The sequence below is a fragment of the Nonomuraea wenchangensis genome, from assembly GCF_900111685.1.
In the GTDB taxonomy this organism is placed as follows: Bacteria; Actinomycetota; Actinomycetes; order Streptosporangiales; family Streptosporangiaceae; genus Nonomuraea; species Nonomuraea wenchangensis.
Genome location: NZ_FOHX01000015.1, coordinates 185759 through 205180, shown reverse-complemented (window position 1 = coordinate 205180; position 19422 = coordinate 185759). Strand labels below are relative to the sequence as shown.

At 70.7% G+C, this 19422-nt stretch carries 19 protein-coding genes; 5 read left to right on the top strand and 14 right to left on the bottom strand.

Annotated features, from left to right (window positions below; all coding sequences use genetic code 11):
• Nucleotides 1-11: 11 nt before the first annotated feature.
• The 4 genes from BMW85_RS35555 to BMW85_RS35540 are packed head-to-tail and all read right to left on the bottom strand — an operon-like array spanning nt 12 to nt 2789.
• Complete coding sequence (locus tag BMW85_RS35555; protein ID WP_143082516.1) at nt 12-650, bottom strand: hypothetical protein; 639 nt, start codon at nt 648-650, stop codon at nt 12-14.
• The gene (locus BMW85_RS35550) at nt 647-1720 is read right to left on the bottom strand and encodes an adenosine deaminase (protein ID WP_091090470.1); all 1074 of its coding nucleotides are present in this window, start codon (nt 1718-1720) and stop codon (nt 647-649) included. The genes BMW85_RS35555 and BMW85_RS35550 overlap by 4 nt, the downstream gene beginning before the upstream one ends.
• A gap of 24 nt (nt 1721-1744) precedes the next feature.
• Nucleotides 1745-2095 (bottom strand): cupin domain-containing protein, encoded by a 351-nt coding sequence (locus BMW85_RS35545; RefSeq protein ID WP_091090469.1) that lies wholly within the window; start codon nt 2093-2095, stop codon nt 1745-1747.
• Nucleotides 2096-2099: 4 nt separating this feature from the next.
• Nucleotides 2100-2789, bottom strand: a complete 690-nt coding sequence (locus BMW85_RS35540) for an AMIN-like domain-containing (lipo)protein (RefSeq protein ID WP_091090466.1) — start codon at nt 2787-2789, stop codon at nt 2100-2102.
• Nucleotides 2790-2994: 205 nt separating this feature from the next.
• Between BMW85_RS35540 and BMW85_RS35535 the strand changes: the two genes are divergently transcribed.
• A complete protein-coding gene (locus BMW85_RS35535) occupies nt 2995-3393 on the top strand; it encodes a MarR family winged helix-turn-helix transcriptional regulator (RefSeq protein WP_091090465.1) in 399 nt (132 codons plus the stop codon).
• Nucleotides 3394-3411: 18 nt separating this feature from the next.
• Here BMW85_RS35535 and BMW85_RS35530 read toward each other — a convergent pair whose 3' ends face one another.
• From BMW85_RS35530 to BMW85_RS35505, 6 genes are all read right to left on the bottom strand, one after another.
• On the bottom strand, nt 3412-4692 hold the full coding sequence (locus BMW85_RS35530) for a thymidine phosphorylase (RefSeq protein WP_091090462.1): 1281 nt from the start codon (nt 4690-4692) through the stop codon (nt 3412-3414).
• Complete coding sequence (locus BMW85_RS35525) at nt 4692-5093, bottom strand: cytidine deaminase (RefSeq protein WP_091090459.1); 402 nt, start codon at nt 5091-5093, stop codon at nt 4692-4694. Before BMW85_RS35525 ends, BMW85_RS35530 begins: the two co-directional genes overlap by 1 nt.
• Complete coding sequence (locus BMW85_RS35520; protein WP_091090456.1) at nt 5090-6370, bottom strand: ABC transporter permease; 1281 nt, start codon at nt 6368-6370, stop codon at nt 5090-5092. Before BMW85_RS35520 ends, BMW85_RS35525 begins: the two co-directional genes overlap by 4 nt.
• Complete coding sequence (locus BMW85_RS35515; protein ID WP_091090455.1) at nt 6367-7512, bottom strand: ABC transporter permease; 1146 nt, start codon at nt 7510-7512, stop codon at nt 6367-6369. Before BMW85_RS35515 ends, BMW85_RS35520 begins: the two co-directional genes overlap by 4 nt.
• Nucleotides 7512-9122: an ABC transporter ATP-binding protein gene (locus BMW85_RS35510; protein ID WP_091090453.1), complete on the bottom strand. Its 1611-nt coding sequence runs from the start codon at nt 9120-9122 to the stop codon at nt 7512-7514. The genes BMW85_RS35515 and BMW85_RS35510 overlap by 1 nt, the downstream gene beginning before the upstream one ends.
• Nucleotides 9123-9204: 82 nt before the next feature.
• Nucleotides 9205-10275, bottom strand: a complete 1071-nt coding sequence (locus tag BMW85_RS35505) for a BMP family lipoprotein (RefSeq protein ID WP_091090450.1) — start codon at nt 10273-10275, stop codon at nt 9205-9207.
• Between the two features lie 260 nt (nt 10276-10535).
• On the opposite strand from BMW85_RS35505, the gene BMW85_RS35500 reads away from it, so the two are divergent.
• Nucleotides 10536-12422 (top strand): Xaa-Pro dipeptidyl-peptidase, encoded by a 1887-nt coding sequence (locus tag BMW85_RS35500; protein ID WP_091090448.1) that lies wholly within the window; start codon nt 10536-10538, stop codon nt 12420-12422.
• Here the strand turns inward: BMW85_RS35500 and BMW85_RS35495 are convergent.
• Nucleotides 12403-13629: a M20 family metallopeptidase gene (locus tag BMW85_RS35495; protein WP_091090445.1), complete on the bottom strand. Its 1227-nt coding sequence runs from the start codon at nt 13627-13629 to the stop codon at nt 12403-12405. The genes BMW85_RS35500 and BMW85_RS35495 overlap by 20 nt on opposite strands.
• Nucleotides 13630-14176: 547 nt before the next feature.
• On the opposite strand from BMW85_RS35495, the gene BMW85_RS35490 reads away from it, so the two are divergent.
• Entirely contained in the window at nt 14177-15529 is a 1353-nt protein-coding gene (locus BMW85_RS35490; protein WP_091090443.1) for a peptide ligase PGM1-related protein, read from the top strand.
• Here BMW85_RS35490 and BMW85_RS35485 read toward each other — a convergent pair.
• The gene (locus BMW85_RS35485) at nt 15516-15710 is read right to left on the bottom strand and encodes an SCO4848 family membrane protein (protein ID WP_245775248.1); all 195 of its coding nucleotides are present in this window, start codon (nt 15708-15710) and stop codon (nt 15516-15518) included. The genes BMW85_RS35490 and BMW85_RS35485 overlap by 14 nt on opposite strands.
• Nucleotides 15711-15794: 84 nt before the next feature.
• On the opposite strand from BMW85_RS35485, the gene BMW85_RS35480 reads away from it, so the two are divergent.
• Nucleotides 15795-16922, top strand: coding sequence for a D-alanyl-D-alanine carboxypeptidase family protein (locus BMW85_RS35480; RefSeq protein ID WP_091090436.1), 1128 nt, complete (start codon nt 15795-15797; stop codon nt 16920-16922).
• Here BMW85_RS35480 and BMW85_RS35475 read toward each other — a convergent pair.
• Both BMW85_RS35475 and BMW85_RS35470 read right to left on the bottom strand, forming a co-directional pair.
• Nucleotides 16911-17864, bottom strand: a complete 954-nt coding sequence (locus tag BMW85_RS35475) for a YihY/virulence factor BrkB family protein (RefSeq protein WP_091090434.1) — start codon at nt 17862-17864, stop codon at nt 16911-16913. The two genes, BMW85_RS35480 and BMW85_RS35475, sit on opposite strands and share 12 nt — an antisense overlap.
• 98 nt (nt 17865-17962) lie before the next feature.
• Nucleotides 17963-18817: a haloalkane dehalogenase gene (locus tag BMW85_RS35470; RefSeq protein ID WP_091090432.1), complete on the bottom strand. Its 855-nt coding sequence runs from the start codon at nt 18815-18817 to the stop codon at nt 17963-17965.
• Nucleotides 18818-18897: 80 nt separating this feature from the next.
• On the opposite strand from BMW85_RS35470, the gene BMW85_RS35465 reads away from it, so the two are divergent.
• Nucleotides 18898-19362: a MarR family winged helix-turn-helix transcriptional regulator gene (locus BMW85_RS35465; protein WP_091090429.1), complete on the top strand. Its 465-nt coding sequence runs from the start codon at nt 18898-18900 to the stop codon at nt 19360-19362.
• The last annotated feature ends 60 nt before the right edge of the window (nt 19363-19422 follow it).

The window sequence follows — 19422 nt, the reverse complement described above, 5'->3', positions numbered from 1 at the left end:
CACCGGTGCGTCTAGGGGACGACGATCGCGGCGATCACCAGGGCCAGGGCGGCGGCCGCGACCGCGATGGCGTCGTACGCCCACGTGGTGCGGACCTGGACCGGCTGCTCGCCGGTGCGGCGGCGGGCGCCCTCGGCGCGCTCGCGGATCTGGTCGCCCACCCAGTCGGCGTGCGTCCGGCCGGCCAGCGCCTCCTGCGCCGCCTGCTCGGCCCGGCTCACCGCCGGCTCGGTCGCGAACCGCCCGCGCCGCCGCTGGCTCGGCATGCCGCGCCGCTGGGCCTTGGCCCGCTCCCTGGCGCTGCTCATCGGCGTCCAGAGGCGCAGCACGCCGCCGTCGCCGCTCCCGTCCTCGCCCCCGCCGTGGTGGACGCTGATGGCGTGGGACACGGTGACGTCGTCGATCGCCGCCCACGGCACCCGTACGGTGCGCAGCGGGTTGCGGCCCACCAACTCGTGCTCGGTGAACACGGTGGCGGGCCGCAGCGCGACGACGTAGACGATGACGGTCAGCACGGCCAGCACGGCGAGCGCCACCATCGACGCCTTGCCGGTGTACTTGTTGATCAGGTCGTAGACGTTGAAGGCGACGAACGCCAGCCAGAACCACGCCATCACGAACGCGGACCTGGAGCGGTAGGTCTGCTTCACGGCTGCCACTTGAGCTGCGCGAACCCGGGCTTGATGCGCCCGTTGATGAGCGCCAGCCGCTCGTCGAACGGCAGGAACGCCGACTTCATGGCGTTGACCGTGAACCACTGCAGGTCGTCCCAGCCGTAGCCGAACGCCTCCACCAGCTTGGCGAACTCCAGCGACAGGCTGGTGCGGCTCATCAGCCGGTTGTCGGTGTTGACCGTGACCCGGAAGTGCAGCCGCCGCAGCAGCCCGATCGGGTGCTCGGCGATGGACGCGGCGGCCCCGGTCTGCAGGTTGGACGTGGGGCACATCTCCAGCGGGATGCGCTTGTCGCGGACGTAGGCCGCCAGCCGCCCGAGCTTGGCGCCGCCGTCGTCACCGACCGCGATGTCGTCGATGATGCGCACGCCGTGGCCGAGCCGGTCGGCGCCGCACCACTGGATGGCCTGCCAGATCGACGGCAGTCCGAACGCCTCGCCCGCGTGGATGGTGAAGTGGGCGTTCTCCCGCTGGAGGTATTCGAAGGCGTCGAGGTGCCGGGTGGGCGGGTAGCCGGCCTCGGCCCCGGCGATGTCGAAGCCCACCACGCCCACGTCGCGGTAGCGCACGGCCAGCTCGGCGATCTCCATGGACCTGGCCTGGTGGCGCATGGCGGTCAGCAGCGTGCCGACCCGGATGCCCCGGCCGGCCGAGCCCCGCGCGAAGCCCTCGAGCACCGCCTCCACCACCTGGTCGAGGCTGAGCCCCATGCTGGTGTGCTGCTCGGGCGCGAAGCGGACCTCGGCGTAGACGACGCCGTCGGCGGCGAGGTCCTCGGCGCACTCGGCGGCGACCCGCGCCAGCGACTCGCGCGTCTGCATGACGGCCACCGTGTGGTCGAACGTCTCCAGATAACGTTCGAGCGAGCCCGAGTCCGCGGCCTCCTCGAACCACTGCCGGAGCTGGTCGGAATCGGTCGTGGGCAGCCGGTCGTAGCCGGACTCCCTGGCCAGCTCGACGATCGTCTCGGCGCGGAGCCCGCCGTCGAGGTGATCGTGCAGCAGCACCTTGGGAGCCCGCCGGATGTCGTCAAGCTGAGGACTCATCCGCCCATGATATGACCAGCGGCGTCAGTCGCGACCGGCGCCGTCGGGCGAGAACGCGGGCAGGCACACGGCGACGTATTCGGCCCCTTCGGGGCCCGCGCTGTAGCGGATCCTCTCGCCCGGCTCGGTGACCACCGACTGCCCGGCCGCGATCTCCGTACGGCCGCCGTCGTGCTCGACGATCACCGAGCCGCGCAGGACGAGGGTGTACTCGGTGAACGACGGCGTCTGCGGCGGCTCCTCCCAGCCGGGCGGGGCGGTCATGTGGGCGATGGAGACCGCCTCGTCGCCGCTGTTGACACGGCCGATGTGCTCGTCGATGAGCTTTCCGCCGGGGACGGGGATGCGGGCCGGGCCCTCGATCTTTCTCACCACGGGGTCAGTGTGCCACGTCGAGCACCAGCCGGTTCGGCCCGCCCTGCTCCTGGATCTGGAAGGCCGCCTGTCTGGCGAGCACCAGGCCGATGCCGACGCGGCCCTCGAAGTCGCCGGTGCGTACGACGTCGGTGAGGTTGTCGAGGTCGGCCGGGTAGACCGGGCCGCCCTTCCAGGTGGGCACGCCGTTCTCGTCGTGCGCGTGCGCGGGGAAGAGCGTGATCTGCAGGTAGGCCCCGCCGCGCACGTCGATCGGGCGGCCTGAGCCGTCCTGGACGAACTCGTCCACCCATTTGACGTTGTAGCCGGGCACGTCGCCGTCGAGGTCGATGACGACGCGGTCGTAGGTGTCGTGGGCGGCGTAGCGGACGGAGGTCACGACGGCCGGCTCCATGTCGTCCCGGTCGACGTCCACCTCGCTGGTGCTGGTCGAGGTGCTGCCGCCGGAGGTCGTGGAGCCGCCCGACGGGCCCTGGTCCTCGTACGAGTCCTCAGGCGCCTCCCCCACGGGGTCCCCCGACGAGTCTTCCCGCGGGTCCTCCGACGAGGACCGGGACGCGGGCGGGCCGCCGGACATGGCGGTCTGGGTCGCCGGGCCGCACGCGGTGAGCACGGCGAGCGCGGCTAGACCGGCGAGGTGGACGGCGACGCGGAGACGCGGCGGCCGGACGCCGGACGGGGATGACGGTCGCATGCCCGGTAAATGCCCACCGCGCGCCACCGCAAGCGGCGTTTCCCCTGATCGGACCGCGTTTTTTCGCGGCCCGCCCGGCCGCCCTTATCCGCATATGTCGGCCTTGCCGGGACGCCGACACCCAGAGCGATACCTGGACATACATATTATGCACCTGCATTAGATGCCATTGCATGAGCTTTCGCCGGGTGGTACTGTCCGCCCCATGGACGAGCAAGTCGTGGTCGGCACCTGGCGTTACGTCCTGGCCATGCATTCCAAGGCCATGTGCGCGCTGGAGCGCGAGCTGGGCGATCGGCACGGGCTGGGGCCGAGCGAGTTCGAGGTGCTCGACCGGATCGTCCACCACGACCGCAAACTCCGGCTGCAGGAGCTCTGCGACGAGGTGCACCTGAGCCAGAGCGCGCTCTCGCGGGTGGTCGCCCGGCTGGAGAAGGCCGCGCTGGTCACGCGCGACGCCTGCAGCTCCGACCGGCGTGGCATCTTCGTGTGCATCACGCCCGAAGGACGCACGCGCCATGCGGCGGCGCTGCCGACGCAGCGCGCCGTCCTCCAGGAGATCTTCGCCGAGGCCCCTGCCCTCCCCGGCCTGGCGGCCCGCTGACCGCCGGCCCGGGGCGAGCTACTCGGCGGTGACCCGGTCGATGACCAGGGGCAGGTGGTCCACGGCAGCCTCGCTCACCGTGTAGCCGCCGTCCAGCGCCTCCAGCGCGCGCTCGAAGCGGGACGTGTCGTCGGCGTGCAGGGTCAGCAGCGGCTGACCGGCCCGCACCGCATCACCAGGCTTGGCGTGCAGGGTGACGCCCGCGCCGAAGGACACCGGGTCCTCCTTGCGGGCCCGTCCGGCCCCGAGCCGCCAGGCGGCCAGGCCCACCGCGTACGCGTCCAGCCGGCTCAGCACTCCGGAGCCGGGCGCCTCCACGGTCAGGGTCTCGGCCGCGCGCGGCAGCGCGGCGTCCGGGTCGCCGCCCTGGGCGGCGATCATCCGCCGCCAGGCGTCCATGGCCGAGCCGTCCTGGAGCGCCTTCGCCGGATCCTTGGCCCCGGACACCCCGGCGGCCTCCAGCATCTCCCGCGCCAGCCGCACGGTCAGCTCCACCACGTCCTCGGGCCCGCCGCCGGCGAGGACCTCGACGGACTCCTCGACCTCCAGCGCGTTGCCCACGGCCCGCCCGAGCGGCCGGTCCATGGCGGTCAGCAGGGCGACCGTGCGGACCCCCGCGTCGGTGCCGAGCGCGACCATGGTCTCGGCCAGCTCGCGGGCGGTCGTGACGTCCTTCATGAACGCCCCAGAGCCCACCTTGACGTCGAGGACCAGCGAGCCCGTGCCCTCGGCGATCTTCTTCGACATGATCGACGAGGCGATGAGCGGGATGGACTCGACGGTGCCGGTGACGTCGCGGAGCGCGTACAGCTTCTTGTCGGCGGGGGCCAGCCCCGAGCCGGCCGCGCACACGACGGCGCCCGCCGTGCGGAGCACGTCCAGCATCTCGTCGTTCGAGAGCGAGGCCCGCCAGCCGGGGATGGACTCCAGCTTGTCGAGCGTGCCGCCGGTGTGGCCGAGGCCGCGCCCGGACAGCTGCGGGACGTACGCGCCGCAGGCCGCCACGAGCGGCGCCAGCGGCAGCGTGATCTTGTCGCCGACGCCGCCGGTCGAGTGCTTGTCGGCGGTCGGCCGGTCCAGCGCCGACCAGTCCATCCGCTCGCCCGAGCGGATCATGGCCTGCGTCCAGTCGGCGATCTCGCGCCGGTTCATGCCGTTGAGCAGGATGGCCATGGCCAGCGCCGACATCTGCTCGTCGGCCACGTCGCCGCGCGTGTAGGCGGCGATCACCCAGTCGATCTGGGCGGTGGTCAGCTCGCCGCGGTCGCGCTTGGCGCGGATGACCTCGATGGCGTCCATCACGAGCTCCGGCTGAGGTCCTGCGGCCCGAACGCGTACGGCAGGATCTCCGTCATCGTCTTGGGCCCGTCGACGGTCTCGACCAGCAGGTCGTCGCCGCCGAACTCGTAGAGGAGCTGACGGCAGCGCCCGCACGGCATCAGCAGCTCGCCGTGGCCGTCCACGCAGGTGAAGGCCACGAGCCGGCCGCCGCCGGTGCGCTGCAGCTCCGACACGAGCCCGCACTCGGCGCACAGGCCGACGCCGTAGGAGGCGTTCTCGACGTTGCACCCGGTGACGACCCGTCCGTCGTCGACGAGGGCGGCCGCCCCCACCGGGAACTTCGAGTAGGGCGCGTACGCGTAGCGCATGGCCTCGGCCGCCGCCTCACGCAGCGGCTCCCATTGAATGTGCTCGCTCAATGCTGTTCCCCCCGGCGATAGCGCACGCCGTCGGCCTTGGGCATCCGCAGCCGCTGCGAAGCCACCAGCAGCACGAGCAGCGTGAGCACGTGTGGTGTGATGTAGACGAACTCGTCCGGAAGCCGGTCAACGGTCAGCCAGAGCCAGAACAGCACGATCATACCGAGGGTGGCGAAGGCCATCCTCACGTACTGCCGTGAGGCGCCGGCCACCAGGTCGGCGGGCCGGTCGGGCGCGGTCAGGCGGCGGATCTGGATCACCAGGTAGGCGAGCAGCAGCACCGCTCCGAACAGGAAGAAGGAGACGACGGCCTCCTTGCTGCGCAGCTGCAGGCCGTCGGCGTAGCCGAACAGCGCCGCGCCGGCGGCGAGGCCACCGGGCCGCCAGTTGCCGAAGATCATGGTGGCCAGGCCGATGAAGCCGCGTCCCTGCGTCTGGCCCTCGACGTACTTGTTGGCGAAGAAGACCAGGAACACGCCGCCGAGTCCGGCGAACGCGCCGGAGATGACGACCGCGATGTACTTGATCCGGTAGACGTTGACGCCCAGCGACTCGGCCGCCCACGGGTTCTCCCCCGCCGAGCGCAGCCGCAGGCCGAAGGAGGTGCGCCAGAGCACGGCGTACGTCAGCGGCAACAGCAGCACCGCCAGCACGAGCAGCAGGTTGACCTCGTGCGTCAGACCGCGCAGCAGGCCGGCGAGGTCGGACAGCAGGAACCAGTGCGTGCTCTCCAGCTTGCCGAGCAGGTCGGGCCCGTCCGACAGCAGCGGCAGGCTCGGCGTCGGCGGCGGCGAGCTGAGCGGCGGCGAGGTGGTGATGCCCGCGCCGGCCACCGAGGCCGTCGTGCCCTCCTTGTAGAGGACTTCGGACAGGAAGCGGGTGACGCCGGGGCCGAGCAGGTTGATGGCGACGCCGCTGATGATGTGGTCGACGCCGAAGGAGATGGTGGCGACGGCGTGGATGAGCCCGCCGATCGCGCCGGCCAGCAGGCCGGCGACGAGCGCGGCCCACGGGCCCCACTGGTAGCCCGCCCAGCCGGCGGACCAGGTGCCGAGCACCATCATGCCTTCGAGACCGATGTTCACCACGCCGGCCCGTTCGGCCCAGAGGCCGCCGAGCCCGGCGAGGCCGATGGGCACGGCCAGCAGCAGGGCCGCGGAGAACATGCCGGACGAGGTGATGTCGTTGTGACCGGTGATGACCCGCACCAGCGACACCACCAGCAGGAGCGCGGCGACGCCGATGAGCGTCAGGTGGTATTTGCGTACCCTGGTCATGCGGTCACCTCAACCGGATCATTGTCCCTGCCGAGCTGCTGCGCCGCCCGGCGCTCCTCGATGCGCAGCGCCAGCCGGTTCGTGACCTCGTTGGCGATGACGACCAGCAGCACGATCACCGCCTGGATGATGGTGACCACCGACGACGGCACCCCCGCGAACTGCAGCGAGCCCTGCGCCCGGTCGAGGAAGGCGAACAGCAGCGCGGCGAACGCGATGCCGACCGGCTTGTTGCGGCCGAGCAGCGCCACGGCGATGCCGAGGAAGCCGAGGCCCGCGGTGAAGTTGGAGTTGAACGCGCCCTTGTCCCCGAGGATCTCGGGCAGTCCGATGAGCCCGGCGATGCCGCCGGACATCACCATCGCCGCGATGATCATCTTCTTGGGGTTGACGCCGGAGGCGAGCGCCGCCGGGCCGTTGAGCCCGCTGGCCTTGACGTCGAAGCCGAAGCGGGTGCGCTCCAGCACGATCCAGACGATCACGCCGAGCACGATCGCCACCAGCAGGAAACCCTGCAGGCCGCCGCCGCGGGTGGGCGCGACCAGCCCGAACCAGTCGAAGATGAAGTTGAGGTTCGGGAACATGGCCGACTCCGGCAGCTTCGGAGTGGTCGTGGTGAGCTGCCCGGCCGCGCGCTCGCCCGCGAACGGCCCGCGCACCAGGTAGGCCGTCAGGCTGAGCGCGATGTAGTTGAGCATGATCGTGGCGATGACCTCGTTCACGCCCCTGGTCACCTTCATGACCGCGGGGATGAGCGCGTAGAGGCCGCCGGTGGCCGCCGCCACGATGATGATCACCGCGATCTGGATCGGCGCGGGCGCGGTGAACGTGGAGCCCACGTAGGCCGCGACGATCGCGGCGAGCCGGTACTGGCCCTCCACGCCGATGTTGAAGAGGTTCATGCGGAAGCCGACGGACACGGCCAGGCCGGCGATGAACAGCGGCACCGCCCGGTTGAGGAAGGCCGCGATGCCGTTCGACTGGGCCCGCTCGCTGTCGCCGAAGTCGAAGAAGGCGGCGAAGGCGTCCAGTGGACTGGCGCCCGCCGCGGTGATCGCCACGCTGGAGATCGCGATGGCCAGCACGATCGCGATGACGACGCCGGCCACGGTGAGCAGCGCCCGGTTGAGCCCCGCGGGCATCACGACTCCTCATTGCCGGCGATGGCGCCGGTCATGTAGCCGCCCAGCCGCTCGGGCGTGATGTCGGACGGGTCGAGCGACGCCACGAGGCGCCCTCGGTAGATGACCCGGATGGTGTCGGACAGGCCGATCAGCTCGTCGAGGTCGGCGGAGATCAGCAGCACGGCGAGGCCCGCCGCACGGGCGTCGCGGAGATGGTCCCAGATGGCGGCCTGCGCGCCGACATCCACACCGCGCGTGGGGTGCGCGGCGATGAGGAACCTGGGCTCGCCGCTCATCTCGCGGCCGACGATGAGCTTCTGCTGGTTGCCGCCGGACAGCGCGAGTGCCAGGGTTTCGACGCCCGGAGTGCGGACGTCGTAGTCCTTGACGATGCGCTCGGTGTCCTCCCTGGCGGCGCGCCGGTCGATCCAGATGCCCTTCCTGGCGGGCTTCCTGGTCTGGTGGCCGAGCACCCGGTTCTCCCAGAGCGATGCCTCCAGGAGCAGCCCCTGGCGGTGACGGTCCTCGGGGATGTAGCCGATGCCGGCCTCGCGGCGGCGCAACGTCGGCCAGGAGCTCATGTCCTGCTCGCCGAGCGCGATCGCGCCGTGCGCGGCGCGGATGCCCATGATGGCCTCGATCAGCTCGGACTGGCCGTTGCCCTCGACGCCGGCGATGCCGAGGATCTCGCCCTGGTGGATGTCGAACGACACGTCATCCAGCAGCAGCCGCGTGCCGTCGGCGCGCAGCTGGGCGGCGTACTCCTCGACCGGGACGCCCTTGGGCGCGGGGTGGTGGCCGTCGGCCTCCACGGTGAGGTGCGCGACCCGGAACGCCAGCCGGTCGGTCACGGTGGACTCGCGGGTCTCGGGGGTGGGCAGCTCGCTGCCGACCATCAGCTCGGCGAGCTGGCGGGCGCTGGTCACCTCGGCGCGCGGCATGGCGGCGACGGTGGTGCCGCGCCGGATCACGGTGATCGCGTCGGCGATGCCGAGCACCTCGTCGAGCTTGTGGGAGATGAAGATGACGGTCAGGCCCTCGGCCTTGAGCTCGCGCAGGTTCTGGAAGAGCTCCTCGACCTCCTGGGGCACCAGGACGGCCGTCGGCTCGTCGAGAATGAGGATGCGGGCGCCCCGGTAGAGCACCTTGAGGATCTCGACCCGCTGGCGGTCGCCGACGCCGAGGTCCTCCACGAGCCGGTCGGGGTCGACCCGCAGGCCGTGCGCCTCGGCCAGCTCGGCGATGCGGGCGCGGGCCCTGCCGGTGTCGAGCAGCCCGGCCCGGGTGGGCTCCGCGCCGAGAACGATGTTCTCCAGCACGGTGAGGTTGTCGGCCAGCATGAAGTGCTGGTGCACCATGCCGATGCCGACGGCGATGGCGTCGCTCGGCGAGCGGAAGCTCACTTCTTCGCCGTTCACCTTGATGGTGCCCTCGTCCGGCTTCTGCATGCCGTAGAGGATCTTCATCAGGGTGGACTTGCCCGCGCCGTTCTCCCCGACGATGGCGTGCACCGTCCCGGGTTCGACGACGATGCGGATGTCATGGTTCGCGACGACACCGGGGAAACGCTTGGTGATGCCCTCCAGCTCTACGGCGGGTCGCGCCGTGGCCAGGGTGTCAGCACTCATTTCGCCTCTCCTAGGAGCAGGGCGGGGGTAGACAGAGGGCCCGAAGCTGCCTTCGGGCCCTCGATGTCGGTCCTGCCCAGGGTTACGGCTTGGCCGGAACCGTGATCTTGCCGTCGACGATGTCCTGCTTGGCAGCGTCGAGCTTGTCCTTGATGTCGTCGATCTCGCCACCGGTGGTGGAGAGGCCCACGCCGTCGACCTTCAGGTCGTAGACGGTGTCGGTGCCGCCCTTGGCGCCGCCCTGGATGGCCTTGATGAACTCGAAGACGCCGACGTCCACCCGCTTCAGCATCGAGGTCATGATGACCTTCTGCAGGTCGGCCTCCTTGACCGTCTGGCGCTGGTCGGAGTCGACGCCGATGGCCAGCTTCCCGGCCGCGGCCGCCGCCTGGAAGACGCCGAGACCGGAGTCGCCGGAGGCGTGGTAGACGATGTCCGCGCCGTCCTGGTACATCTTCTGGGCCGCGATCTTGCCCTTGTCGGGGGCCTTGAAGCCGGAGAAGTCGCCGTCGGGGCTGATATACGTGACATCGATCTTGGCGTCCGCCTTGACCGACTTCACACCCGCCTGGAAGCCCGCCTGGAACTTCTTGATCAGGTCGTTCTCGACGCCGCCGACGAAGCCGACGTGGCCTTCCTTCGACTTGAGCGCGGCCGCGACGCCCGCCAGGTAGGAGCCCTGCTCCTCGGCGAACAGCAGGCCAGTCACGTTGGGCCCGTTGGAGGCGGAGTCGACGACCGCGAACTGGATGTCCGGGTATTCCTCGGCCGTCTTCTTGATGTCATCGCCGTAGGCGAAGCCCACGCCGATGATCGGGTTGTAGCCCGCGTCGGCGAGCTGACGCAGCAGGTCGCCGCGGTTGGAGCCGTCGGCCGCCGGGCTCAGCTCCTTGATCTCGGCGCCGAGGTCCGTCTTGGCCTTCTCCAGGCCCGCGTACGCCGCGTCGTTGAAGGACTTGTCACCGCGCCCGCCGATGTCGAAGGCCAGGCCGACCTTGAGCGCGCCCTTCGCCGCCTCGCTGGAGGCTCCGGCGCTGCTCGGCGCCTCGCTGGCCGTGGTTCCCCCGCTGTCGCCGCCACAGGCGGCCGCTGCCATGAGCATGACGCCGGCCACGGAGCCGAGCGCCATCCTGTTGAATCGCTTGCCGAGCAAGGCGACTCCCTTCCATTTCCCCGCCGTCGGGTTCATCGCAGGCGCGAATAAACGTACGGCACCTGCACGGAAGATAGTTGCTTGACCAGGGCAGACCAAACCGGCGCACAGGGTCGCAACCGCTCCGTTATCGACATCAAGCGCGACCGTGACCTGAGGTCCGCGCCATCGGACACGCTAGCGGGGCTGTGCTGTTTTGCCCAACTTTGGGGTGGGAATCACCTCTTGCTTGACGGCCGATCTTGGCGGAGATTCCAAGCATGCCCTCCCGTAAGGCACTCGCCATGCCGCTGGCCGCGCTTCTCGTCGCGGCTCTGACCGGCACCACCCCCGCCGCCGCAGCAGCAGACACCCCCGGCATCAAGGTCGAGAACCACGCGACCCAGCCGGTCTTCTCCCGCGCCGACGCCATCAAGCAGACCGTGTACGTCGAGGTCGCGGGCACCGACAGCGACAACGACGGAGCCCCCGACCGGGTCGCCGTGGACATCCTGCGCCCCAAGGAGACCGACGCCGGGCTCAAGGTCCCGGTCATCATGGAGGCCAGTCCCTACTACGCGGGCGGCAACGACGTCGCCAACCACACCGTGGACGTGGACGAGAACGGCAACCCGCTCCCCACGCTGAGATCACTCGCGAACAAGCTCGCCGCCGAGCCCTTCGCCGGCTACTACGACAACTACTTCCTGCCCCGCGGGTACGCCATCGCCCTGGTCGAGAACCTCGGCAGCGGCCGGGCCACGGGCTGCCCGACCTCCGGCGACCGCAACGAGACCGCCGGCCCGAAGGCCGCGATCGACTGGCTCAACGGCCGCGCCCGCGGCTTCGACGCCGACGGCAACCCGGTGGCGGCCGGCTGGTCCACCGGCAAGGTCGGCATGATCGGCGTCTCCTACAACGGCACCCTGCCCAACGCCGTCGCCGCGACCGGCGTCGAGGGACTGAAGACGATCGTCCCGATCGCCGCGATCTCCAGCTGGTACGACTACTACCGCGCCAACGGCGGCGTCCTCGCCCCCGGAGGCTTCCAGGGCGAGGACCTGGACGTGCTCGCCAAGTACGTCCTCACCAGGCAGAACGGCCAGGAGGCGTGCGGCGCCCTGATCGACTCCATCACCACGGGCCAGGACCGGATCACCGGCGACTACAGCCCGCTCTGGGACGCCCGCAACTACCTCAACGACGTGAACAAGGTCAAGGCCAGCGTCTTCGTCGTGCACGGCCTGAACGACTGGAACGTCAAGACCAAGCAGTTCGCCCAATGGTGGTACGCCCTGGCCAAGCGGCACGTGCCGCGCAAGATCTGGCTGCACCAGGGCACGCACATGAACCCGTTCTCGCTGCGCACCGCCGAGTGGCTGCGCCAGCTCCACGGCTGGTTCGACTACTGGCTGCACGGCATCGACTCGGGCATCATGCGCGAGCCGCAGGCCGACGTCGAGATCGGCCCCGGCCAGTGGGGGCGGCACGCCTCGTGGCCGCTGCCCGGCACCGCGTCCGTCCCGCTCCACCTGGGCTCCGGCGGGCAGCTGGGCCTGCTGCCGCGGCCGCTGTCGCCGCGCGAGACGTTCACCGACCAGAAGACGAGGACGGCCGAGCAGCTCGTCGAGGCCACCGGCGCGGATCCGAACCGGCTCGCGTACACGACAGGTGAGCTGCCGGCCGACGTGCGGATCTCCGGGACGCCGACGGTGTCGGTGCGGGCCTCGGTGCGGGACGGCGCCTCGCCGTACCTGACGGCGCTGCTCGTCGACTACGGGGCCGACGTGCGGGCCAACGGCACCCTGGTGCCGACGGGCGAGACCCTGTGTTACGGCCAGGGCGTGCCTGGCGACACCGGGTGCACCGCGCTGCGGACGCTGGGCACGGCCACGACCCCTTACAAGATCGTCACCCGGGGCTGGCTGGACGTCCGCAACCGCGTCCGCGCGGACCGTACGCAACCGCTGAAGGCGGGCAAGGAGTATGACTTCACCTGGGACTTCCAGCCGACGGACCACGTGTTCAAGAAGGGCCACCGGCTGGGCCTGGTGATCATCTCCACCGACTACGACTACACCCTGCGCTACCCGCCGGGCACGAAGTTCACGGTCGCGCCCGGCAAGTCGGCGCTGAAGCTGCCGGTGGTCACGCCAGCGCGCTGGTGACCGTCGAGTCGAGCGGCCCGACGTCCCACAGGGCGGTGAAGGCGGTGGCGGCCATGACGCGCACGCCCATGGCGATCGCCTGCTCGTCCACGTCGAAGGTGCCCTGGTGGATGTCGTAGGTGACGCCGTCGGGCGAGCGGGTGCCGAGGCGGGCGAACGCGCCGGGGACCGACTCGAGATACCAGGCGAAGTCCTCGCCGCCGAGCGACTGCTGGGTCGGGACGACCGCGCCCGCGCCCAGCACGCGCTCGGCGGCCTCGCCCAGCATCTCGACGCTGACCTCGTCGTTGACGACCGGAGGCACGCCGCGGGTGTAGTCCATCGTGGCCTCGATGCCGTAGGCGCTCGCGACCGACTCCAGCAGCGACTTGATCAGGTCGGGGGCGGCGTGCCAGGCCTCCTCGTCGAGGCAGCGCACGGTGCCCTCGGCCACGCCGTCGTCGGGGATCGCGTTGGCGGCCGAGCCGGCCTCGACGCGGCCCCAGACGAGGCTGAGCGAGGAGCGCGGGTCGATCCGGCGCGACAGCGCGGCGGGCAGCTCGGTGAGGATCTTGGCCAGCGCGAAGACGAGGTCGGCGGTCAGGTGGGGGCGGGCGGTGTGGCCGCCGGGGCCGGAGACCCGGACGGTCATCCGGTCGCAGGCGGAGGTGATCGGGCCGACGCGCAGGCCGAGCTGGCCGACGTCCACCCGCGGGTCGCAGTGCAGGCCGAAGATGCGGTCCACGCCGCTGATGCCGCCGTGCGCCATGACCTCGAGGGCGCCGCCAGGGGCCTCCTCGGCCGGCTGGAAGATCAGCCGGACCCGGCCGGGCAGGAGGCCCGCCGCGGCCTGCTGGGCGAGGAAGAGCGAGGTGCCGAGCAGCACGGTCGTGTGCACGTCGTGACCGCAGGCGTGGCAGACCCCGGGCACGGTCGAGCGGTAGGGCACGTCCTTCTCGTCCTGCAGCGGCAGCGCGTCGATGTCGGCGCGCAGGGCGACCGTGGGGCCGTCGCCGCTGCCGACGTCGCAGATCAGGCCGGTGCCCTTGGGGAGCACCCGCGGGCTCAGCCCGGCGGCGGTGAGCCGCTCGGCGATGCGCTGTGTCGTGCGATATTCGGCGAAGGCCAGCTCGGGGTGCATGTGGAGGTCGCGGCGGAACGCCACGAGATCCTGCTCGCTCTCGGCCAGGAACGCGTCGAGTTCGCCCCGCAGCTCACGTCCCCGCATATGTCACCACTCCGTCCCAATGCCGCGCGCCCTGGAAGCAACTGAAGCCGGCGCGGCTAGTGCGCTGTCGTACTCGTCATCCCGCCGTGGGCCGCCTCGGTCAAAAGCGGGCCGACTCGGCGAAATCAAAAAACACACCCGCTGGTTCGGGTGCGTGAGATCGTCGGCTTGGGCCTTGCGTGCGTCGGTCGCGAGTGCCGCTGTGCAGCCAGGGAGCACAGCGGTCGGCCGTGAGCCCGGTGGCGATGGGTCCGACTCTATCGCTCGTCCGCGGCTCCGCGCCGACAGATACACCAAAAGTTAGCCGACTGCAGGTCCGTAACCCCTGCTTGTCACCTTACGTGATGTTCCGCCTGGTCCGGAAATAGTCATAAGGGATCATTAGATGGTGACCCGTCGTCGCTACTTCCAAACGTGGTGAGCGATTCCGAATCCTGTCACCTTCTGTCATGGTCATCACACTTCGCCGCTGGCTGTTTTCGGGGTTAATCGGTGTTTCACTCGCTATATGATCACTACTATCCCGTTCGGGGAGAAGTATGCTGGGTTGAGCATCTTCGAGCCGAGTGAGGGGACCCTGGTGGTCGTACCCTCGCTCTCCCTTCCCCAGGACGAGCTCCGCCGCATCAAGGCGGCCAGGTCGTACGAGGAGCGCCTGCTCTTCCTCCTGCTGACGCTCCGGGAACCCGGGGTAAAGGTGGTCTACCTCTCCTCCGTGCCCATCGATCCCGGCATCATCGACTACTACTTCTCGTTCCTGCCCGACCCGGAGGACGCCGCCAAGCGGCTCACGCTGATCACGCTCGACGACCCCTGGTCCCAGCCGCTGACCAGGACCCTGCTCAGCCGTCCCGACGTGCTGGAGCAGCTGCGGGCGGAGATCGACGGCGACGCGTTGCTGGTGCCGTTCGTGCTGAGCGAGCTGGAGGAGGAGCTCGCCTCGTCACTCAACGTCCCCATCTACGGTCCGGCCACCTCCTTCGCCTACTACGGCTCCAAGAGCGGCGCCCGCGAGCTCGGCCAAGAGGCCGGCGTGCCCATGGCGCGCGGCTTCGGCGACCTGCGGACGCCGCTGGAGATCGAGGAGGCCGTCGAGGCCCTGCCGGGCGAGCGCGTGATCATCAAGCTCAACGACGCCTACTCCGGGCTGGGCAACGCCATCGTCACCAAGAGCGACCGCTCGCGGATCGACTTCTCGGCCGGCGACGAGACCTGGGATGCCTTCTCCGCCAAGATCAGGGACCGGGGCGCGGTCGTGGAGGAGTACATCGAGCACCGGCCGCTCTACTACCCGAGCGCACTCGCGGCCATCTCGCCGGGCGGGCAGGCCCGGGTGCTGGCCACGCACGACCAGGTGCTCGGCGGCGACAGCGGCCAGGTCTACCAGGGCTGCACGTTCCCCGCGGCCCCCGAGTACCGCGCCGAGGTGGGCGCGTCGGCAGGGCGCATCGCGCGGGTCCTGGCCGAGCGCGGCGTGGTGGGCGTGTTCGGCATGGACTTCTTCGCGCTCAAGGCCGACGCCGGGTACGCGGCGCTGCTCTGCGAGATCAACCTGCGCATCGGCGGCACCACGCACCCGTACGGCGCCGTCACGCTGACCACCGGCGCCGTCTACGACCCCGGCACCGGCCTGCTCATGGCCGGTGACCAGCCGAAGTACTACACCGCGACCGACAACTACGCCGCCGGCTGCCTGCGCGGCCGCACGCCAGGCGAGGTCATGCGCGCGGCCGGCCGCCTCGGTCTCGGCTTCGACCACGAACGCCGCACCGGCAACGTCTTCCACCTGCTCGGCGCGATCCCCGAGCACGGCAAGCTGGGCTTCACCTCGATCGGCGACTCCAGGCAGGAGGCGGACGAGCTGCACGCGCTCACGCGCCGGCTCCTCAGCGCACTCTGAGCGCGCGGACCCCGAGGAACATCAGGACCAGGCCGAGCACGATGTTGACCGCGATCAGGATGCCGTGTACCACGTAGAAGCTGGTGGGGTGCCCGTCGGCCAGGTTGAAGCCGAGGTTGATCCATTCAAAGATCATGAACGCGCCCAGTACGACGAGGAACGCGGCGATCTTTCGTGACATGACCATCTCTCTAGTATCGAAGGTGGATCATCGGGGGATGTGTCGCCACATGGGCATTCATCCAGGGCTACGCTGAGACCCGCCATGTGGACCAAAACCGTACTGATCACGGCGTTCGTCGCGTCGGCCTCGCTCACCGGCGGGACCGCGTACGCCGCCCCGGCCACCCCCGTGGGCGGCCCGGCGCTGGGCAGCCGTGGCCTGGTCGCCCCCGAGGGCGTCAAGAAGCCGCCCAAGACCAAGGCTACGTCGTACGTCATAGCGGACGTGGAGACGGGCCAGGTGCTCGCCGCCAAGGACGCCCACGGGCGCTACCTGCCGGCCAGCACCCTGAAGACGCTGACCGCGCTCACCCTGATCCCGAAGCTGAACAAGAACCTCAGGATCCGGCCCAGCCAGAACGCCTGCAACCAGGAGGGCACCGCGGTCGGGCTCACGCCTAAGGCGACGTACCGGGTCGACGACCTGTTCAAGGGCCTGATGATGTCCTCGGGCAACGACGCGGCCATGGCGCTCGCCGAGGTCAACGGCGGCCTGGCCAAGACCATGCGGGAGATGAACGAGGAGGCGAAGCGGCTCCAGGCGAACGACACCGTCGCCAAGACGCCGAGCGGCCTCGACAAGCCCGGCCAGAGCAGCTCGGCCTACGACCTGGCGCTCATCGCCCGCGCCGGCCTGGCCAACCCCGACTTCCTCCGCTACATCAGCACGAAGACGGCGAACTTCCCGGCCCCGAAGGGCAAGACGTACCAGATCAGCAACCACAACAAGCTGCTCTGGCGCTATCAGGGCATGATCGGCGTCAAGAACGGCTGGACCTCCAAGGCCCTCGGCAGCTTCGTCGGCGCGGCCACCCGCGGCGGCCACACGATCGTGGTGAGCGTCATGCGCCACGAGGGCTACTTCTGGGAGGAGGTCGGCAAGCTCATGGACTGGGGCTTCTCGGTGCGGGGCAAGGTGACCCCGGTCGGGCAGCTCGTGGACCCGCTGCCGGCCCAGGCGCCGGCCGCGCCGCAGGCGCGGGTCTCCGGCGGCCCGGTCACCCAGGTGACCCCCGCCCACCAGCCGCCGCTGCTGGACACCGCCGCCCAGAGGCAGACCGACCACACCAAGGCCGTCGGGGCCGCGGTGATCGGCGGCGGACTGCTGTTCGGGGTCGTCTGGCTGGTGTACGGCATCCGCCGCCGGCGGCGCGGCGGCTCAGGTGTCTGAGCCCTCCTCCGACGGTTTCACGATCGGCGAGGGCACCGGCGTGGGCGCGGGCGGCGGGCAGTAGCCGGCCGTGGCCGTCCAGGCGGCGACGTGCAGGACGAGCCGGGCCGAGATGTTGATCCACACGAGCAGGCCCACGATCACCGCGAACGTGCCGTAGACGGGGTTGCGCAGCGTGTGGGCGAGCAGCAGGGTGGCGAGCTGCTTGAGCACGCCGAACCCGATCGCGCCGATCAGCGACCCCTGGGCGATCACCTTGAACGGCTGGACCGGCTTGGCCACCCAGCCGAGCAGGATGAGGAACAGCACCCAGTCGGCGGCGAGCCCGGCGACCAGGCCCGCCAGCCGCAGCCCGAAGGTGGCCAGGGGTGACTCGCTGCCGAAGACGAGGTGCAGGACCTTGTCGGTCGCGCTGGTGGCGAACCCGCCGACCAGCACGGACGTGATCATCGCGATCCCGATCATCAGGAGCGAGCTCAGGTCGCGCAGCTTGCCGAGGAAGAAGTTGAGCGGCGGCTGGGTGGTCATGTAGATCTCGCGCAGCGACCCGCGCAGGGCGTCCAGCGCGCCGAGCCCGGCGTAGAGGAGGCCGAGCAGGCCGATGATGCCGGCGGTCGCCTTGGCCTCGGCGATGGACTTGAGGTTGAGCTGGTCGGCGATGCCGGGCAGCCGCTCGGTGATGGCGGCCGCGAGGGCCTCCCTGGTGGCCTCGCTGGTGGCCACCACGTAGCCGAGCACCGCGTACGCGAGCGCCACCAGCGGGAAGAACGACAGGAACGCGAAGTAGGTGACCGCGCCGGCCAGCCGGTCGCCGTTCTGGCCCTGGTAGCGCTGCACGCCGCGGATGAGGTGGTCGAGCGACAGCCTGCGCACCCGCCAGTGGTCGACCGTCCGGCGCCCCCAGGCCCGGACCGCCTCGACGCGCCGCCACAGACTCGCCATTCCACGCCTCCCGGCCTCACCAGGTCACGGTGCGGCATCTGCCCAGCGGGGCGCGCCGCACGCCCGCCGAGCGGCGAGCCTACAGGCGCGGGTCCCCGTCAGAGGCCGTGGCGGGCGGCCCAGGCGGCGATCGCGGCGGCGATCTCGTGCGGCCTGTCCTCGGTGGCGTGGTGCCCGGCCGGGCCGAGGTGCAGGGTCTCCAGCGCCGCGACATTGTCCGCGCACCACTCCGCCACCTGCGGGGTGATCAGCAGCGTCGGCGAGGAGTCGAAGGTGAGCAGCAGCTTCGGCACCTCGCCCGAGGCCCCCAGCCACTTGCCGAAGGAGGTCACCCGCTCGGCCACGTCGGCCGGCTCCCCGTCGAGCGGCAGCGAGCGCGCCCACTCCAACAGCGGCCTGCAGCTCTCGCGGGTCGGGTAGGGCTCCAGGTAGGGCCGCAGGTCCTCCTCGTCCAGAGGCGTCAGCACGCCGCCGGTGTAGGCGGTGCGGATGAGGAAGTCGCCGTCGAGCACCAGCTTCTCGCCCTCGGGGCCGCGGATGGTCTCGGCGCGGCGGCGCGGGCCCTCGCCCAGCTCGTCCAGGCTGGTCCCGCGGACGACCGCCTCCATGAGCGCCACGCCGCGCACCCGCTCCGGATGCCGGGCCGCCCAGTCGCAGGCGAGCGCGCCGCCCCAGTCGTGGCCGATCAGCACCACGTCCTCCAGGCCGAGCGCGTCGAACCAGGCGTCCAGGTAGCGGGCGTGGTCGCCGAAGCGGTAGGGGAGGTCGGGCTTGCCGGAGCGGCCCATGCCGATGAGGTCGGGGGCGAGCAGGCGGCGGCCCGGGGCGGCCACGCCGGGCAGCACGTTCCGCCACTGGCGGGAGGAGGAGGGGTTGCCGTGCAGGAAGACGAAGGGGACGCCGTCGCCGGAGTCCTCGTAGTGGAGGGAGGAGCCGAGCACGTCGATCATCATGGCCTTAATCCGTTCGCGTGACTAACGTTTGTGACACTAACGGTAGTTCGTTAGGGCGACTAACGCAATAGGCTCTGCCCATGACGGACGACGACCCCATGGCGGGGCAGCCGACCCCGGCGGCCCTGCGCGCCCTGCCCAGCCGTACGTTGTCGCTGGTCGCGATGCAGGCCGACCGGATGGTGAGCGAGGGCCTGGCCCGCCTCGACGCCCGCAAGTGGCACTACGCCGCGCTCGTGGCCCTGCGCGAGGGCGGGCCCGTCAGCCAGGCCGAGCTGAGCCGGCGCACCGGCATCTACCGCAGCGACCTGGTCGCGGTCATCAACGAGCTGGCCGAGCGCGGCCATGTCGAGCGCTCCCCCGACCCCGCCGACCGCCGCCGCAACGTCGTCCGGCTCACCGGAAAGGGACGGGAGCATCTCGCCCGGCTCCAGGAGGTCGTCGTCTCCCTCCAGGACGAGTTGCTGGCCCCGCTCACGCCCGCCGAACGCGAGCAGTTTTCGGACTTCCTGACCCGCGTCCACGAGCACCACGCGCGCCGCTGAATCTGAACCCCTTTCACCTTTCTGACCTGCGGAGACACCGAACGCGCCCTCTTTTTTCGG

Coding starts and splice junctions, on each gene's coding strand:
- BMW85_RS35550 (WP_091090470.1), bottom strand. CDS start 1,720: ATGAGTCCTCAGCTTGACGACATCCGGCGGGCTCCCAAGGTGCTGCTG.
- BMW85_RS35540 (WP_091090466.1), bottom strand. CDS start 2,789: ATGCGACCGTCATCCCCGTCCGGCGTCCGGCCGCCGCGTCTCCGCGTC.
- BMW85_RS35535 (WP_091090465.1), top strand. CDS start 2,995: ATGGACGAGCAAGTCGTGGTCGGCACCTGGCGTTACGTCCTGGCCATG.
- BMW85_RS35530 (WP_091090462.1), bottom strand. CDS start 4,692: ATGGACGCCATCGAGGTCATCCGCGCCAAGCGCGACCGCGGCGAGCTG.
- BMW85_RS35520 (WP_091090456.1), bottom strand. CDS start 6,370: ATGACCAGGGTACGCAAATACCACCTGACGCTCATCGGCGTCGCCGCG.
- BMW85_RS35515 (WP_091090455.1), bottom strand. CDS start 7,512: ATGCCCGCGGGGCTCAACCGGGCGCTGCTCACCGTGGCCGGCGTCGTC.
- BMW85_RS35510 (WP_091090453.1), bottom strand. CDS start 9,122: ATGAGTGCTGACACCCTGGCCACGGCGCGACCCGCCGTAGAGCTGGAG.
- BMW85_RS35500 (WP_091090448.1), top strand. CDS start 10,536: ATGCCCTCCCGTAAGGCACTCGCCATGCCGCTGGCCGCGCTTCTCGTC.
- BMW85_RS35495 (WP_091090445.1), bottom strand. CDS start 13,629: ATGCGGGGACGTGAGCTGCGGGGCGAACTCGACGCGTTCCTGGCCGAG.
- BMW85_RS35485 (WP_245775248.1), bottom strand. CDS start 15,710: ATGTCACGAAAGATCGCCGCGTTCCTCGTCGTACTGGGCGCGTTCATG.
- BMW85_RS35480 (WP_091090436.1), top strand. CDS start 15,795: ATGTGGACCAAAACCGTACTGATCACGGCGTTCGTCGCGTCGGCCTCG.
- BMW85_RS35475 (WP_091090434.1), bottom strand. CDS start 17,864: ATGGCGAGTCTGTGGCGGCGCGTCGAGGCGGTCCGGGCCTGGGGGCGC.
- BMW85_RS35470 (WP_091090432.1), bottom strand. CDS start 18,817: ATGATGATCGACGTGCTCGGCTCCTCCCTCCACTACGAGGACTCCGGC.
- BMW85_RS35465 (WP_091090429.1), top strand. CDS start 18,898: ATGACGGACGACGACCCCATGGCGGGGCAGCCGACCCCGGCGGCCCTG.